16 protein-coding genes are annotated in these 14,614 nt (G+C 33.5%); 6 read left to right on the forward strand and 10 right to left on the reverse strand.

Annotated elements, in window-relative coordinates:
* Window positions 1-4: 4 nt before the first annotated feature.
* Genes ACFFVB_RS01230 through trmB form a run of 3 tightly spaced genes read right to left on the reverse strand, consistent with a single transcriptional unit; the run spans window position 5 to window position 1,668 of the window.
* The gene (locus ACFFVB_RS01230; protein WP_382380339.1) at window positions 5-355 is read right to left on the reverse strand and encodes an MGMT family protein; all 351 of its coding nucleotides are present in this window, start codon (window positions 353-355) and stop codon (window positions 5-7) included.
* Window positions 352-990 (reverse strand): LysE family translocator, encoded by a 639-nt coding sequence (locus tag ACFFVB_RS01235; RefSeq protein ID WP_382380341.1) that lies wholly within the window; start codon window positions 988-990, stop codon window positions 352-354. Before ACFFVB_RS01235 ends, ACFFVB_RS01230 begins: the two co-directional genes overlap by 4 nt.
* 3 nt (window positions 991-993) lie before the next feature.
* Window positions 994-1,668 (reverse strand): tRNA (guanosine(46)-N7)-methyltransferase TrmB, encoded by a 675-nt coding sequence (trmB, locus tag ACFFVB_RS01240; protein WP_382380343.1) that lies wholly within the window; start codon window positions 1,666-1,668, stop codon window positions 994-996.
* 219 nt (window positions 1,669-1,887) lie between these two features.
* Between trmB and ACFFVB_RS01245 the strand changes: the two genes are divergently transcribed.
* On the forward strand, window positions 1,888-2,934 hold the full coding sequence (locus ACFFVB_RS01245) for a glycosyltransferase (protein ID WP_382380345.1): 1,047 nt from the start codon (window positions 1,888-1,890) through the stop codon (window positions 2,932-2,934).
* On the opposite strand, the gene ACFFVB_RS01250 is transcribed toward ACFFVB_RS01245, so the two are convergent.
* A complete protein-coding gene (locus ACFFVB_RS01250) occupies window positions 2,917-3,960 on the reverse strand; it encodes a sensor histidine kinase (protein ID WP_382380347.1) in 1,044 nt (347 codons plus the stop codon). The genes ACFFVB_RS01245 and ACFFVB_RS01250 overlap by 18 nt on opposite strands.
* On the reverse strand, window positions 3,960-4,634 hold the full coding sequence (locus ACFFVB_RS01255; RefSeq protein ID WP_382380349.1) for a response regulator transcription factor: 675 nt from the start codon (window positions 4,632-4,634) through the stop codon (window positions 3,960-3,962). The genes ACFFVB_RS01250 and ACFFVB_RS01255 overlap by 1 nt, the downstream gene beginning before the upstream one ends.
* 241 nt (window positions 4,635-4,875) lie before the next feature.
* Here ACFFVB_RS01255 and ACFFVB_RS01260 point away from each other — a divergent pair, with 241 nt between their 5' ends.
* Window positions 4,876-5,169: a T9SS type A sorting domain-containing protein gene (locus tag ACFFVB_RS01260; RefSeq protein ID WP_382380351.1), complete on the forward strand. Its 294-nt coding sequence runs from the start codon at window positions 4,876-4,878 to the stop codon at window positions 5,167-5,169.
* Between the two features lie 106 nt (window positions 5,170-5,275).
* On the forward strand, window positions 5,276-6,256 hold the full coding sequence (locus ACFFVB_RS01265; RefSeq protein WP_382380352.1) for a LuxE/PaaK family acyltransferase: 981 nt from the start codon (window positions 5,276-5,278) through the stop codon (window positions 6,254-6,256).
* Between the two features lie 177 nt (window positions 6,257-6,433).
* Here ACFFVB_RS01265 and tyrS read toward each other — a convergent pair whose 3' ends face one another.
* Window positions 6,434-7,738, reverse strand: coding sequence for a tyrosine--tRNA ligase (gene tyrS, locus ACFFVB_RS01270; protein ID WP_382380354.1), 1,305 nt, complete (start codon window positions 7,736-7,738; stop codon window positions 6,434-6,436).
* A gap of 85 nt (window positions 7,739-7,823) precedes the next feature.
* On the opposite strand from tyrS, the gene ACFFVB_RS01275 reads away from it, so the two are divergent.
* Window positions 7,824-8,831, forward strand: coding sequence for an NAD-dependent epimerase/dehydratase family protein (locus tag ACFFVB_RS01275; RefSeq protein ID WP_382380356.1), 1,008 nt, complete (start codon window positions 7,824-7,826; stop codon window positions 8,829-8,831).
* Here the strand turns inward: ACFFVB_RS01275 and ACFFVB_RS01280 are convergent.
* From ACFFVB_RS01280 to ACFFVB_RS01290, 3 genes are read right to left on the reverse strand one after another with little or no spacing between them, the layout of a single operon-like run.
* Window positions 8,828-9,307 carry a DUF4296 domain-containing protein gene (locus tag ACFFVB_RS01280; RefSeq protein WP_382380358.1) on the reverse strand — a complete coding sequence of 160 codons (480 nt, stop codon included), beginning with the start codon at window positions 9,305-9,307 and terminating at the stop codon, window positions 8,828-8,830. The genes ACFFVB_RS01275 and ACFFVB_RS01280 overlap by 4 nt on opposite strands.
* The gene (locus ACFFVB_RS01285; protein WP_382380360.1) at window positions 9,304-10,650 is read right to left on the reverse strand and encodes a dihydroorotase; all 1,347 of its coding nucleotides are present in this window, start codon (window positions 10,648-10,650) and stop codon (window positions 9,304-9,306) included. The genes ACFFVB_RS01280 and ACFFVB_RS01285 overlap by 4 nt, the downstream gene beginning before the upstream one ends.
* 13 nt (window positions 10,651-10,663) lie before the next feature.
* Complete coding sequence (locus ACFFVB_RS01290; RefSeq protein WP_382380362.1) at window positions 10,664-11,380, reverse strand: polyprenol monophosphomannose synthase; 717 nt, start codon at window positions 11,378-11,380, stop codon at window positions 10,664-10,666.
* A 108-nt stretch (window positions 11,381-11,488) separates the two neighbouring features.
* On the opposite strand from ACFFVB_RS01290, the gene ACFFVB_RS01295 reads away from it, so the two are divergent.
* Window positions 11,489-12,136, forward strand: a complete 648-nt coding sequence (locus ACFFVB_RS01295) for a DUF4271 domain-containing protein (protein WP_382380364.1) — start codon at window positions 11,489-11,491, stop codon at window positions 12,134-12,136.
* 24 nt (window positions 12,137-12,160) lie between these two features.
* The gene (locus ACFFVB_RS01300; protein WP_382380366.1) at window positions 12,161-12,910 is read left to right on the forward strand and encodes a uroporphyrinogen-III synthase; all 750 of its coding nucleotides are present in this window, start codon (window positions 12,161-12,163) and stop codon (window positions 12,908-12,910) included.
* 86 nt (window positions 12,911-12,996) lie between these two features.
* Here ACFFVB_RS01300 and pckA read toward each other — a convergent pair whose 3' ends face one another.
* Window positions 12,997-14,613 (reverse strand): phosphoenolpyruvate carboxykinase (ATP), encoded by a 1,617-nt coding sequence (gene pckA, locus ACFFVB_RS01305; RefSeq protein ID WP_382380368.1) that lies wholly within the window; start codon window positions 14,611-14,613, stop codon window positions 12,997-12,999.
* Window position 14,614 lies beyond the last annotated feature (1 nt).

The following is a 14,614-nucleotide window of genomic DNA, read 5'->3' on the forward strand; positions in this document are numbered from 1 at the left end:
TTATTTAAATAGTATCGTGAAGATTAAGTTCTTCGTTGGGATCCCAATAGTAATCTTTTAAGTTTTCAACTTGATTGTTCTTTACCTCAACACCTTCATTTTCTAACAATTGCTGCATGAGATTTGTACCGTCGAAATGAAACTTACCCGTAAGTAAACCATTTCTATTAACTACGCGATGTGCAGGAACATCGTCCATATTATGAGAAGCATTCATAGCATAGCCCACAATTCTAGCACTTTTGGCAGCGCCTAAATACCGAGCAATAGCACCATAATTAGTGACTTTACCAGAGGGGATTTGTTTAACGACTTCATAAACTCTGTCGAAAAAATGAAGTGTTTCTGGTTTCATAAGGAATCTTTTACAACTTGTATTAAGGTTGCTAAAGCAACAATAGCAGTAATAAGTCCTATTAACCTATTCATGTTTTTTTGCGACTTGAAGCGCTGACTTTGAATTCTATCAAAAAAGAACATGTAAATGTAAAGCATAACAAAAGATCCTGTAGCCGCGCCAAAAACATAAGATAAAATATCCGACTGTTCGAACGTTAACCATCCAAAGGAAGCGAGTGTTACACTCATATAAGCCTGAAAAGGAATGGGAAATATATTTAATGCAGACATTAGCATGCCCTGAAAGAACCTACTTTTTTTACTACGAATATCGGGAGCATCTTTATTTTCTACATCACCATCGCCTTTAGCAATAAAAAAGAAATACACCGATAATAAAATAAAAAGTACCAAAGCAACGCGTTGCAAAACATCTATAACATCAGGGCGCTGAGTAAGAAATCTTGCAAAAATAACGGCAATAAATGTTTGAACAAGTACGATTACGCAAGCACCTATCGAAAAAACCATTCCGCGATTAGCCCCTTCTTTTAAACTAATTTTGGCCGCTGTCATATTTAACAGACCAGGTGGAATAACGCCCACAAGGGACACTATAAATCCTAAAAAGAAGATTAGCGTAATATTCAAACCTTATTTAATTTTAAATCTAATGTATGTTATCGCTTTACCTTTTAACAAATACTGAGATTCGTAAAATGTTTGTATTTCGGTCACCTCTTCTGGACTTCCTTCTTGTTTATACACATCGTGATTTGCATATAAAACCTCATGCCCTTCACCATGTAACAAACCTAAAGTATAACCGTGCATAAATTCGCTATCGGTTTTTAAATTCACAACACCATCGGATTTTAAAATACTTTTGTATTTCTGAAGAAAATCGGTATTGGTCATTCTATGTTTAGTACGCTTATATTTTATTTGCGGATCTGGAAACGTAATCCAAATTTCGTCAACTTCTCCTTCTGCAAAGGCATGTTGAATTAATTCTATTTGCGTTCTTAAAAATCCAACATTAGGGATTCCATCTTCAACCGCAGTTTTAGCACCTCTCCAAAAACGAGCGCCTTTAATGTCGATACCTACAAAATTCTTATCTGGGAATTTCTGAGCTAACCCAACCGAATATTCACCTTTACCACATCCTAATTCTAAAACTAAAGGATTGTTATTTTTAAATACTTTCTCGTTCCAATGTCCCTTTAATTCAAAATTTCCTTCGACTAATTCTTCGCGACTTGGTTGAAACACATTATCAAAGGTTTCATTTTCTCTAAATCGCTTAAGTTTGTTTTTGCTCCCCACTTTTAAAAATTTTTCTTGTAAAATCAGGGACAAAAATACGTCAGACTGTTTCTACTTTACAATTTTTTCTCCTTTAGTTTTAAAATTTAATGATTTGTAAACCGTTTTATAAGCATTTAGACATATTAAAATGAAACATTTTTTAGATATTTAAACATCCTTATCAATAGATTGGATACAATATAAGAACACACAGCACGTGTTTACTTTGCTATATTTATGAAGAAACGAATACTTATCGCACCGCTAAATTGGGGATTAGGGCATGCTACACGATGCATTCCGATTATTAACCAATTAATTACACACAATTATACACCCGTAATTGCTAGCGATGGTATTGCTTTAGCACTTTTAAAAAAGGAATTCCCTAATGTTGAAACTATTGAACTTCCTGCTTACGACATAACCTACGCGAAAAAAGGACATTTTTTTAAATTGAAACTCCTAAAGGATTCTCCAAAACTCCTTAAAGCTATAAAAGCTGAAAAAAAAGCAACTAAAGAACTTGTAGAAACTCATAATATAGATGGCATAATTTCCGATAATCGTCTTGGCGTTCACAGTAAAAAAATCCCATCGGTTTTTATAACGCATCAATTGCAAGTTTTAAGCGGAAGTACTACTTGGTTGAGTACAAAAATGCATCAGCGTGTGATTGAAAAGTTTAATGAATGTTGGATACCGGATCATGAAAAAGAACCTAGTTTAAGTGGGAAACTAGGACATATGAAAGGGATTGAAATTCCTTTAATATATTTAGGGCCTTTAAGTCGGTTTGAAAGAAAACCTCTTGAAAAGATCTACCATATTTTAATTTTACTTTCTGGACCAGAACCGCAACGAACACTTTTAGAAGTTCAACTATTGAATGCTTTTAAAGATGATCCGCGGCGTATTTTATGTGTTCGCGGTGTGATAGAAAAAGAACAAACAGTTACTACTAAAGGAAATATAACAATTTATAATTTTATGGCGGGCGAGCAACTCGCGAATGTAATAAACTCGAGTAAAACAGTACTTTGCCGTTCGGGTTATACTACGGTTATGGATCTTTCTGTTCTTGGAAAAAAAGCATTTTTCATCCCTACTCCTGGTCAGTTTGAGCAAGAATATTTAGCGAAACGCTTAGAGGAATTAAACCTTGTGCCGTATTGTAAACAAAATGATTTTACAATCGACAAATTAGAAACCATTCAACACTACCAAGGATTAAACGGACAAAATACGGATGTAGATTTTAAAACCTTATTTAGTCTTTTCTAAAGTGAATGAAAACTCACTACCCACACCAAGATCACTCTCCACATATATTTTTTCGTCGTGAGCTTCGATAATATGCTTTACAATAGCCAAACCTAAACCAGAACCACCTTCTTTCCTAGATCCGCTTCTATCGACACGATAAAAACGTTCGAACAAACGCGGAATATTATTTTGTGTAATTCCTTCGCCATTATCCGTAACACGAACAATGACTTTGTTTTTAATTAGATTCTCGATACTAACTTCGGTAGTTCCTTTATCGTGACCATATTTAATAGAATTCACAATCAGGTTAGTTAATACTTGCTGGATACGCTCTTTATCTGCATTCACATAAATAGGTTCTGTATACAACCTATCGAAAGTTAAAGTAATTCGTTTTTTAGACGCTTTCATTTCAAACATTTCGAACACATTCGAGACCAACTCGACGATATCGAATTCTTCTATTTTCAGACTTAAATCACCGACTTCTAATTTGGTAATCATGTCTAAATCGTTCACTATAAAAATAAGGCGCTCCACACCTTTACTCGCACGATCTAAATACTTTTCTCTTATATTCTTGTCATCTGCAGCACCATCTATTAGCGTTAAGATATAGCTTTGAACCGTGAAAAGAGGTGTTTTTAATTCGTGAGAAATATTTCCTAAAAACTCCTTTCTATACTCTTCTCGGACTTGTAGACTTTCAATTTCGTACTTTTTATCACGGGCATACTTATCAATTTCTTGCGTAAGTGTAACCATATCTGTAGTAATTGGCTTTTTGCGAAGACTTGTAGATTCTAAGAGTGTTAAATCGTCGTATATTTTTTTTACACGCCTGTAAATAAAACGCTCTACGCGATATTGTATAATTATAAAAGCGATAATATAAAATAACAGACTAAAACCTAATACGTGTAGTATGTTTACAGTAAAAAATACATATAAATAAACACATAGTAATATAGCGACTAGCACTGCAGAAAAGAATGCCGTTTTAAATGCAAACTTGTATGTTTTCTTAATTGTTTTAGCCATTAATCTACAAACTTATACCCAACACCTTTTACAGTTTTAAAGCAGTCGTCTCCAATTTTTTCACGAAGTTTACGAATATGCACATCTATAGTACGTCCGCCCACAACAACTTCGTTACCCCAAACTTTGTCTAAAATTTCTTCACGTTTAAACACTTTTCCAGGCTTAGAAGCTAATAAAGATAGGAGTTCGAATTCTTTTCTTGGCAATACAATTTCTTCGCCTTTTAAAACGATTTTATATTCGTCTCTATTAATAATTAAGTCTCCTATTTTAACAATAGACTCATTGACAGCTTCTTCTTTTAAACGTCTTAATAAAGCTTTAACCTTGCTTACCAAAACTTTTGGTTTTACTGGTTTTGTAATATAATCGTCGGCACCAGCATCGAATCCAGCAACTTGAGAGTAATCTTCTCCTCTAGCGGTTAAAAACGTGATGATAGTATCTTTTAATTCAGGAATATTTCTAATTTGTTCGCAAGCTTCAATACCATCCATTTCCGGCATCATGACATCCATAATGATAAGTTGTGGCTTTTCTTTTTTAGCTTTTTTCACGGCTTCCATTCCGTTTTCTGCTGTAATGACTTCGTAACCTTCAGAAGACAAATTATAACCTACAATTTCTAAAATATCCGGCTCATCATCAACCAACAAAATTTTTATATTCATTTTTACTTTATTAAAATGTTATTACAATCTTCAAAGGTAAAATATATAACATTCATTTATAGGAAACAATTCTTTTAATAACAATAACGTAACCTGAATCTTACACTGTAATAATCTCAAGTACATAAAACCTTGGATTAACATTTTTAGGCATAGATTTTGATTCCCATTTTTTGTATATTTACATACTATTTAGAATTTTATGGTAAAAAACTACTTACTTACTTTTTTATTTTTTTCCGTGTTTTTTATAATATCGCATAATACACAGGCACAAGCTGTAAATGCAGATACGACTCAAAACATAGAAGAACTTTCTATTTACCCTAATCCGGTAAGTAATGGTAAGTTGTATATTGTCACTAAAAACAACCTGACCAAAGACATTGAGATTTTTAACGTGCTCGGAAAATCTATTTTACAAACGACGCTCTTTGGCAAAGAAATGAACATCTCTAAATTAAATGCAGGGATTTACATTATAAAAATTAAGGAAAACAACATTTCTACAACTCGAAAACTTGTAGTGAGATAAAATTACGGTTTGCGTAAAAAACGTATTGAAACCTATATTAAAAGCATTGCTATTGGCAATGCTTTTTTATTTTAACTATTTTTGCTCTTGTTTTCACTACATAACTATGATGGATACCCAGGCTATTTTTAATATTAAAACAGAAGCACAGTTTAATGAACACGCATTAAATGTGTTTAACTTTCAGTTTAAAAATAACAGAACCTACAGGTCGTTTTGCGACTTACTTTACATTCATCCTAGCGATATAAAACACTACAAAGAGATTCCGTTTTTACCAATCGAATTTTTTAAAACTAGAGAGATTTTAAGTTCTACAGAAGCGGTACAATGTACCTTTTCTAGTAGCGGCACCACTGGAAGCGTAACCAGTAAACATTTAGTTACCGATGTTTCTGTTTACGAAGATAGTTTTAGAAAAGGCTTTACAGAAGCTTATGGTGACATTGAAGATTATGTGGTTTTAGCCTTGTTGCCATCTTACTTAGAGCGCAACGGCTCCTCTTTAATTTATATGGTTAACGATATGATTAACCAATCTGGGCATCCAGAAAGTGGCTTTTATTTAAATAATTTATCGGAATTAGAATCTAAGTTAATTGAATTGGATTCTAGCGGACAAAAAGTACTTTTAATTGGTGTTTCTTTTGCGTTGTTAGATTTGGTTGAAGCGCATCAGTTTCAATTAAAACACACAATTATCATGGAAACTGGAGGTATGAAAGGGAGAAGAAAGGAACTTATAAGAACAGAGCTCCACGATATTCTAAAAGCAGGTTTTGGTGTAAATGAAATCCATAGTGAATACGGGATGACAGAACTTTTAAGTCAAGGCTATTCTAAAGGACATGGTGTTTTTAATTGTCCGCCATGGATGAAAATTTTAACCCGTGATCCAGAAGATGCATTAACAATTCAAACAGAAGGAAAAACTGGAGGAATTAATGTTATCGATTTGGCAAACATAAATTCTTGTGCTTTTATAGCCACTCAAGATTTAGGAAAAATTACAGGAGATAATGAATTTGAAGTGATTGGCCGTTTCGACAATTCTGATATTCGAGGATGTAACTTAATGGCACTTTAAGGTATTATTTTCGCACTTAAGACTTTAACACATTTTTCACAAAACACGCTGAAAGTATATAGATTAAATAACGACTATAAAAGAGCTTCCGAGCTTTAGGAGTAAAGCGAGGATAGTTTTTAATGGTTAGTTGGTTTTTTTGAAGCCGGATTATTATATAATCCGGCTTCATTATTTTTAAACCACCTTTACTATATAGGTATTACGCTTTCCTTTATTAATAATGATATAGCTATCGTTAATTAAATCGTCTGCGCTAATTTTATAATCTTCTTTTACTTTTTCTTTATTTACAGAAACTGCATTTTCTTTTAACGCACGTCTAGCTTCACTATTAGATGCTAAGAAATTTGTTTTTGCAGCAAGTACAGCAATCATATCGATGTCTTCAAGATCGGCTTTTGTGATTTCTGCCATTGGCACACCTTCAAATACATCTAAAAATGTCTTTTCATCTAAAGTTTTAATATCTGCTTTAAACGATTTTGAAAACAAGATATTCGATGCTTTTTCAGCATTTTCAAATTCCTCTTTAGAATGTACAAATGTGGTTAACTCTTCAGCTAATTTCTTTTGTAATAATCTTAAATGTGGCGTTTCTTTATGCTCAGCAATTAAAGCCTCAATAGTCGCTTTGTCTAAAAACGTAAAGATCTTAATATATTTTTCAGCATCTTCATCTGTCGTATTTAACCAAAACTGGTAGAATTTGTATACAGAAGTTTTATCGGCATCTAACCACACGTTTCCACCTTCAGTCTTACCAAACTTAGTCCCATCGGCTTTTGTAATTAACGGACAAGTCATCGCATAAGCTTTCGCTTCTACACCAGGATTCATACGTCTTACTAACTCGGTTCCGGTAGTAATATTTCCCCATTGGTCGCTACCTCCCATTTGCAACACACAGTTGTAGTGTTTATGTAAGTGGTAAAAATCGTACCCTTGAATTAATTGGTAAGTAAACTCTGTAAACGACATCCCGATACTTCCTTCTTCTCCAGAAAAACGTTTTTTAACCGAGTCTTTAGCCATCATGTAGTTTACGGTAATACGTTTACCAACATCACGAGCGAAATCGATAAAAGAGAAATCTTTCATCCAATCGTAATTATTTACAAGAACTGGCGCATTTTTAGCAGTCGAATCGAAGTTTAAGAAACGAGACAACACACTTTTAATTCCATCAACATTCTTGGCTAAAGCTACTTCGTCCAATAAATTACGCTCGTCACTTTTCCCTGAAGGATCTCCAATCATTCCTGTTGCTCCACCAACTAAAGCCATAGGTTTGTGACCCGCTTTTTCTAAATGAACTAAAATAATAATTGGCACTAAGCTTCCAATATGTAAAGAATCTGAAGTAGGATCGAAGCCAATATAGGCTGTTGTCATTTCTTTCTTTAATTGATCTTCGGTTCCAGGCATGATATCATGCACTAGACCTCTCCATGTTAATTCTTCAACAAAATTTCCAGTCATTAGTTCTAAATTTTAATAATCTCCTGCAAAGATAAAAATCGTAGTATAATTACCCCTATATTAAATAATTCTTTACCTTAGTTTTATGATTTTAGTTACAGGAGGCACAGGACTTGTTGGTTCGCATCTACTTTACAGATTAGCAAGCAACAACGATAAAATAAGAGCAATTTACAGATCGGAGGAAAAACTTGATATCGTAAAAAAAGTCTTTTCTTATTATACAGATGAAGTAGACGCCCTTTTTAATCGTATTGAATGGATTAAGGCCGACCTACTAAACATTCCTGATTTAACGGAAGCTTTTAAGAAGATTACCCATGTGTATCACAGTGCTGCTTTGGTATCTTTCGAACCAGATAAATACTATCTTTTAAAGCAGACTAACACGTTAGGCACAGCCAATATTGTAAATTTATGTTTATCAAATAACATCGAGAAGTTATGCTATGTAAGTTCTGTTGCTACTTTAGGAAAATCGTTAACTAATGCCCCGATTGCTGAAGACACCTTTTGGAACCCTGAAGAGGACAACAACGTGTATGCGATTACTAAATATGGCGCAGAAATGGAAGTCTGGCGAGGTACTCAGGAAGGATTGGATGCTGTTATTGTAAATCCTGGTGTTATTTTAGGCGGTGGTATTTGGAACCATGGCACAGGAAATTTATTTAAACGCGTAGCTAAAGGCTCTAAATATTATACAAACGGAGTTACTGGTTTTGTTGCTGTTCAAGATGTTGTGAATATCATGATACTATTAATGGATTCTGAAATTAAAAACGAAAGTTATATTTTAGTTTCAGAGCATTGGAGTTTCAAACAGTTTCTACAACGTATTGCAACACATTTAAGCGTGGCTTTACCTAAAAAAGAAATACAACCTTGGCAAGCAGAATTGGGTTGGAGATTAGATTGGTTACGCAACAAAATCACAGGAAAAAATCGTTTTTTAAGCAAGCAAATGGCGCAAACTATAAATTCTAAGTCCGTGTATAGCAATAGCAAAATCACATCGCTATTACAGTACAATTGGACACCTATAGAAGCGAGTATCCAAACCGTCTCAAAACAATTTAAAACCGATAATTAATTCTTTTTTCTTGAAGAACTCAAACTATCTAATACGGCGATTGTATCTGCTTTCGTTTTATGCAGTTTAAGTGAATCCAATGGTTGTTTTGCTAGAGAATCTTTAATTCGCTTATTTTCGTCTATCAATTCTTTCTCTTTGGTATAAAAGTCTTTAAGCTTTGTTAGGCTATCATTCACAATCTGATAAATACCTTCATATTCTTTAATATGATATGAATAATACGCACTACTTTGTACAAGCTGAAGACTATCTATATTGTATTTATCGTAGATTAAGGTTTGCAATGAGACATCATTTTTATCTAACACATTCTTATCCACACCTCTACTCGAAGTTAACAGACTCATGTCTAGAATAACATTAACCATCTTGTCTTTCGGAATCAGATCTTTTGGCTGATCTGGTTTCTTAACTTGATGACAAGACGTTATACTAAGAAGTATTACTAAAAGTGCTAAAATTAAACGGTTCATCTGTTAAAAGTTAGACGTTTTGCAGCTTTAACATCATTAAATTTAAAATTCTGATATACTAATTCACCATTTAAAAAGGTGTGTGTAATCCGTGATTTAAAAGTTGTCCCTTCGAACGGTGACCACTGACATTTGTATAAAATATTTTCTTTAGTAACAGTCCAAGGATTATTTAAATCGACTAAAACTAAATCGGCGTAATACCCTACTTTTATAAATCCACGTTTTTCAACCTGGAATAAAATAGCCGGATTGTGACACATTTTCTCCACAACCTTTTCTATTGATATTTTACCACGGTGATGCATTTCTAACATGGCAGGCAACGCATGTTGCACTAAAGGCCCTCCAGAAGGTGCTTGCGTGTAAATATTTTGCTTTTCCTCTAACGTATGTGGTGCGTGGTCTGTTGCCACAACATCTATACGTCCATCTAAAAGCGCTTTCCAAAGCTGATCTTGATCTTTTTCTGTTTTCACAGCTGGATTCCATTTTATAAATGTTCCCTTTTTCTCGTAATCGGCATCGGTAAACCATAAATGATGAATACAAACTTCTGCCGTAATTTTCTTATCCTTTAATGGTATTTTGTTAGAAAACAGATTTGTTTCTTTTCCTGTAGATAAATGAAACACGTGTAAACGCGCTCCTGTTTTCTTTGCTAATTCGATCGCTTTAGACGATGACAAATAGCAGGCTTCTTCACTTCTAATTTCTGGGTGATATTTAATAGGAATATCGTCACCATATTTCTCTTTAAAAGTCTCTAAATTAGCGCTAATAGTTCCTTCATCCTCACAATGAACAGCTATTAACATTTTCACTTTAGAAAATATCTCTTCTAAAACTTTAGGGTTATCCACCAACATATTTCCTGTAGACGAGCCTAAGAATAATTTTAATGCCGCTACAGTTTTAGTATCAACTTTTAAAATCTCCTCTAAATTATCGTTTGTTCCTCCAAACATAAACGAATAATTTGCATAAGATGTTTCGGCAGCAATAGCGAATTTCTCTTCTAGTTTTTCTATAGTCGTTGTTTGCGGTATTGTATTAGGCATTTCTATAAACGACGTAATACCACCAGCAATTGCGGCTCTAGATTCTGTTTCGATATTAGCTTTATCGGTTAATCCAGGTTCTCTAAAATGCACTTGATCGTCTATTACGCCAGGTAACACATATTTCCCTTCTGCATCAAAAACTTGTACATTTGAAGATTTTGCACTTATTGACTCGCCAACTTCTTTAATAAAATCGCCTTCAATTAAAATATCACCTTCAAAAATACTGCCTTCATTTACAATCTTGGCATTCTTAATTAGTACTTGTTTTGGTTGCATAATGTTACTGTCTTTAAAATATACTTTTCAACTTCATCGTTATTACTCCGAAAATGGCTTCCGAAATAATGCCTGAACTTAATTTAGATTCTCCTTTTGTTCTGTCGGTAAAAATGACAGGAACTTCTTCAATTTTAAACTTTTTAATGTACGCCTTAAATTTCATTTCAATCTGAAAGGCATACCCCACAAACTTAATTTTATCTAGATCTATAGTTTCTAGAACCTCACGTTTATAACATACAAAGCCTGCTGTGGTATCGTGAATATTCATTCCCGTAATAACCTGTACGTATTTAGATGCCATATAAGACATCAATACACGATTCATGGGCCAATTTACTACATTTACGCCTTTTACATAGCGTGATCCGATAGATAAATCTGCACCTTCTTTAGCACATGCATTATACAAGCGCACTAAATCTATAGGATTATGAGAAAAATCTGCATCCATTTCAAAGATAAATAGATAATGCTGTTTTAAGCACCATTTAAATCCATGAATATAAGCAGTTCCTAAACCAGATTTGCCTTGCCTAATTTCTAAAAATAAACGTCCAGGAAACTCTTTCTGTAATTCTTTTACTTTTAAAGCTGTTAAATCTGGCGAATTATCATCGACAACCAGAACATCAAATTCCTTTTCTTGTGAAAACACAGCTCTGATTATGGCTTCGATATTTTCAATCTCGTTATACGTAGGGATAATGACTATAGAGTCTCTCACTTAAAATTGCTATTAAGTTTACAAATGTACATTATTTCACAATTTCTTTTTTTTAAATATTCCTTAATAATTGAATGTGGCTACAATTATTTTAAATAATTTTGGCAGATGCTTCGAGAAGTTACATACAACGAAATGTTTACCATCTTAATTATGGTTGGACTAATATCTATAACCATAGCTAAAGTTGCATTTACAAACAGATTCAACGATTTTGCTGGTATTTTAACGCATTCGAAATATTTAAATATTTATTCTCGAGATCAAAAAACACTCGACTGGTTTGATTCCTTACTCTTTTTAAATTTTATTATTTCTACAGCAATTTTCATTTTCATTTGCTACAAGTCATTAGTCGACGATATTAAAATAGGTCCTGATATTATGCCTAGATTTATTTTAGGTATTGGTGTGTTTTTAATTATAAAAGCACTTTTCGAACGCTTGGTAGCAAATCTTTTTAATATAGATGATGTGATAGATAATTACATCTTTCAGAAAACGAGTTATAAAAACTTCTATGGGATCTTACTTATACCGGTAAATGCATTTTTGATTTACGGTTTAACGCCTTCAAAAACAATTTTATATATTATTCTACCGCTTTTATTCACCGTTTTAATAATAAGTTTAGGAACATCATTAAAACGTTATCAAAAATTAATAAAACCGAACCTTTTTTATTTTATTTTGTATCTTTGCACTCTCGAAATCGCCCCCTATGTATTTTTGTACAAATTTGTTACACTTTACTAGAGGTCACCTTAATTAAAAGTGCATATGAAAGTGAAAACAATTTTAGTCTCTCAACCAGAACCTAAAATAGAAAATTCCCCATATTTTGATCTTCAAGAAAAGCAAAAAGTAAAAATTGATTTCCGTCCTTTTATTCATGTAGAAGGGTTACCAGCAAAAGAAATTAGACAGCAAAAAGTAGACCTAAATAACTACACTGCCATTATTTTAACTAGCCGTAATGCAGTAGATCACTTTTTTAGAGTTGCTGAAGAAATGCGTTTTAAAGTTCCAGATTCTTTGAAATATTTCTGCCAATCTGAAGCTGTAGCATATTATCTTCAAAAATACGTGGTTTACAGAAAACGAAAAATTTACGTTGGTAAACGTACATTTTCAGAACTAACGCCTTTAATTAAAAAATATAAAGACGAAAAGTTCTTACTTCCAGCCTCGGATAAATTGAAAGATGAAATTCCAGAAATTTTAAACGGATTAGGTATTAACTGGAAAGAAGCTGTATTTTATAAAACTGTAATTAGTGATTTATCGGATTTAGCCGATGTTTCTTATGACGTTTTAGTTTTCTTTAGCCCATCGGGTATCGAATCTTTATTTCATAATTTTCCAGAATTTAAGCAAAACGAAACACGAATTGCTGTATTTGGAAACACTACAGTTAAAGCTGTTGAAGAAAAAGGATTACGTGTAGATATATCTGCACCAACACCTCAAACGCCTTCAATGACTATGGCTTTAGACAAGTATATAGAAAAGGTAAACAAAGGAAAATAAACAACTGTTTATTACACATACAAAAAGGCGATTCAAAAAATTGAATCGCCTTTTTTTGGTTTAAAAATAAATTGGTTTGTTATTTATTATGGATTGTAGCGTTGTGGGCCTCCACGTCTTATTTCTTCACTTGCAATGCTCTCAAACTGTTTGAAGTTTTTTCTAAATGCATTCGATAACTTAAATGCTGTTGTATAATATGCTTCGTCATCATTCCAAGTTGCTCTCGGACTTAAAACAGATGTAGGCACTCCTGGACACGTTCTTGGTTGTGCAACACCAAACACAGAGTGTATGTGATAATCATGGTGGTTATATAACCCCAAATCTCCATTTAACACCGCATTAATCATAGCACGCGTATATTTTAATTTCATTCGTGTCCCAACACCATATACTCCACCAGTCCAACCAGTATTTATAAGCCAAACATTTACACCAGCATCTTTCATTTTCTTACTCAACATTTCTGCATATTTCGCAGGGTGCAATGGCATGAATGGCGCTCCAAAACAAGCGGAGAATGACGGAACAGGCTCTTTAACTCCAGCTTCTGTACCAGCTACCTTTGCGGTATAACCTGATATAAAATGGTAAGCAGCTTGCGCAGGTGTTAATTTAGATATTGGAGGAATAACTCCAAAAGCATCTGCCGTTAAAAAAAATATATTTTTCGGGTTTTTACCAATAGAAGGAACTTGTATGTTTTCGATAAAATTTATAGGATAACTAACACGGGTATTTTGAGTAATAGAAGTATCCTCAAAATCGACATGCCCCTCTTTATCTAAAATGACGTTTTCAAGAATAGCTCCTCTTTTAATAGCATTAAAAATATCAGGCTCATTTTCTTTACATAGATTGATCACTTTTGCATAACAACCACCCTCAAAATTAAATACTGTATTCTCGTTGGTCCAACCGTGCTCATCATCTCCTATTAATTTACGATTAGGATCTGCAGAAAGTGTTGTTTTACCTGTTCCTGAAAGTCCGAAGAAAATAGCTGTATCTCCTTTCTCTCCAACATTTGCACTACAGTGCATAGGCAACGTTTTTTTAAATACTGGAAGAATAAAGTTTAATGCTGAAAAAATTCCTTTCTTAATCTCTCCTGTATATCCTGTTCCACCAATTAATGCTATTTTTCTAGTAAAATCTAATATGGCAAAGTTATGCTGACGTGTACCATCTACTTCTGGAACAGCCATAAATTTTGGAGCACATACGATAGTCCATTCTGGTTCAAAATTTTCTAATTCCAATTCAGTTGGTCTTAAAAACATATTATGCGCAAACATATTACTCCAAGGCAATTCTGTAATTACACGGATATTTAATTTGTAATTCGGATCGGCACAAGCGTAGCTATCTCTAACAAACACCTCTTTGTCCGATAAGTAATCTACAACCTTATCATACAACGCATTAAAATCTTCAGGTTTAAAAGGAATGTTCACATCTCCCCACCACACCAAATCTTTAGTGACATCGTCTTTTACTATAAATCGATCTTTTGGAGATCGTCCAGTAAATTCGCCTGTATTAACAGCTAAAGCTCCAGAAGAAGACTCTACTCCCAGTCCTCTTTCAATGGTTAAATCCTGTAATTCATCCGAGGATAATTGATACTGTACTTCAGCATTTTTGATTCCGTAAGATTCTAACGAAATCGATTTCGTAACTTGAATGTTATTTGCCATA

It is taken from the genome of Formosa undariae (genome assembly GCF_042427615.1).
Classification (GTDB): Bacteria; Bacteroidota; Bacteroidia; order Flavobacteriales; family Flavobacteriaceae; genus Formosa; species Formosa undariae.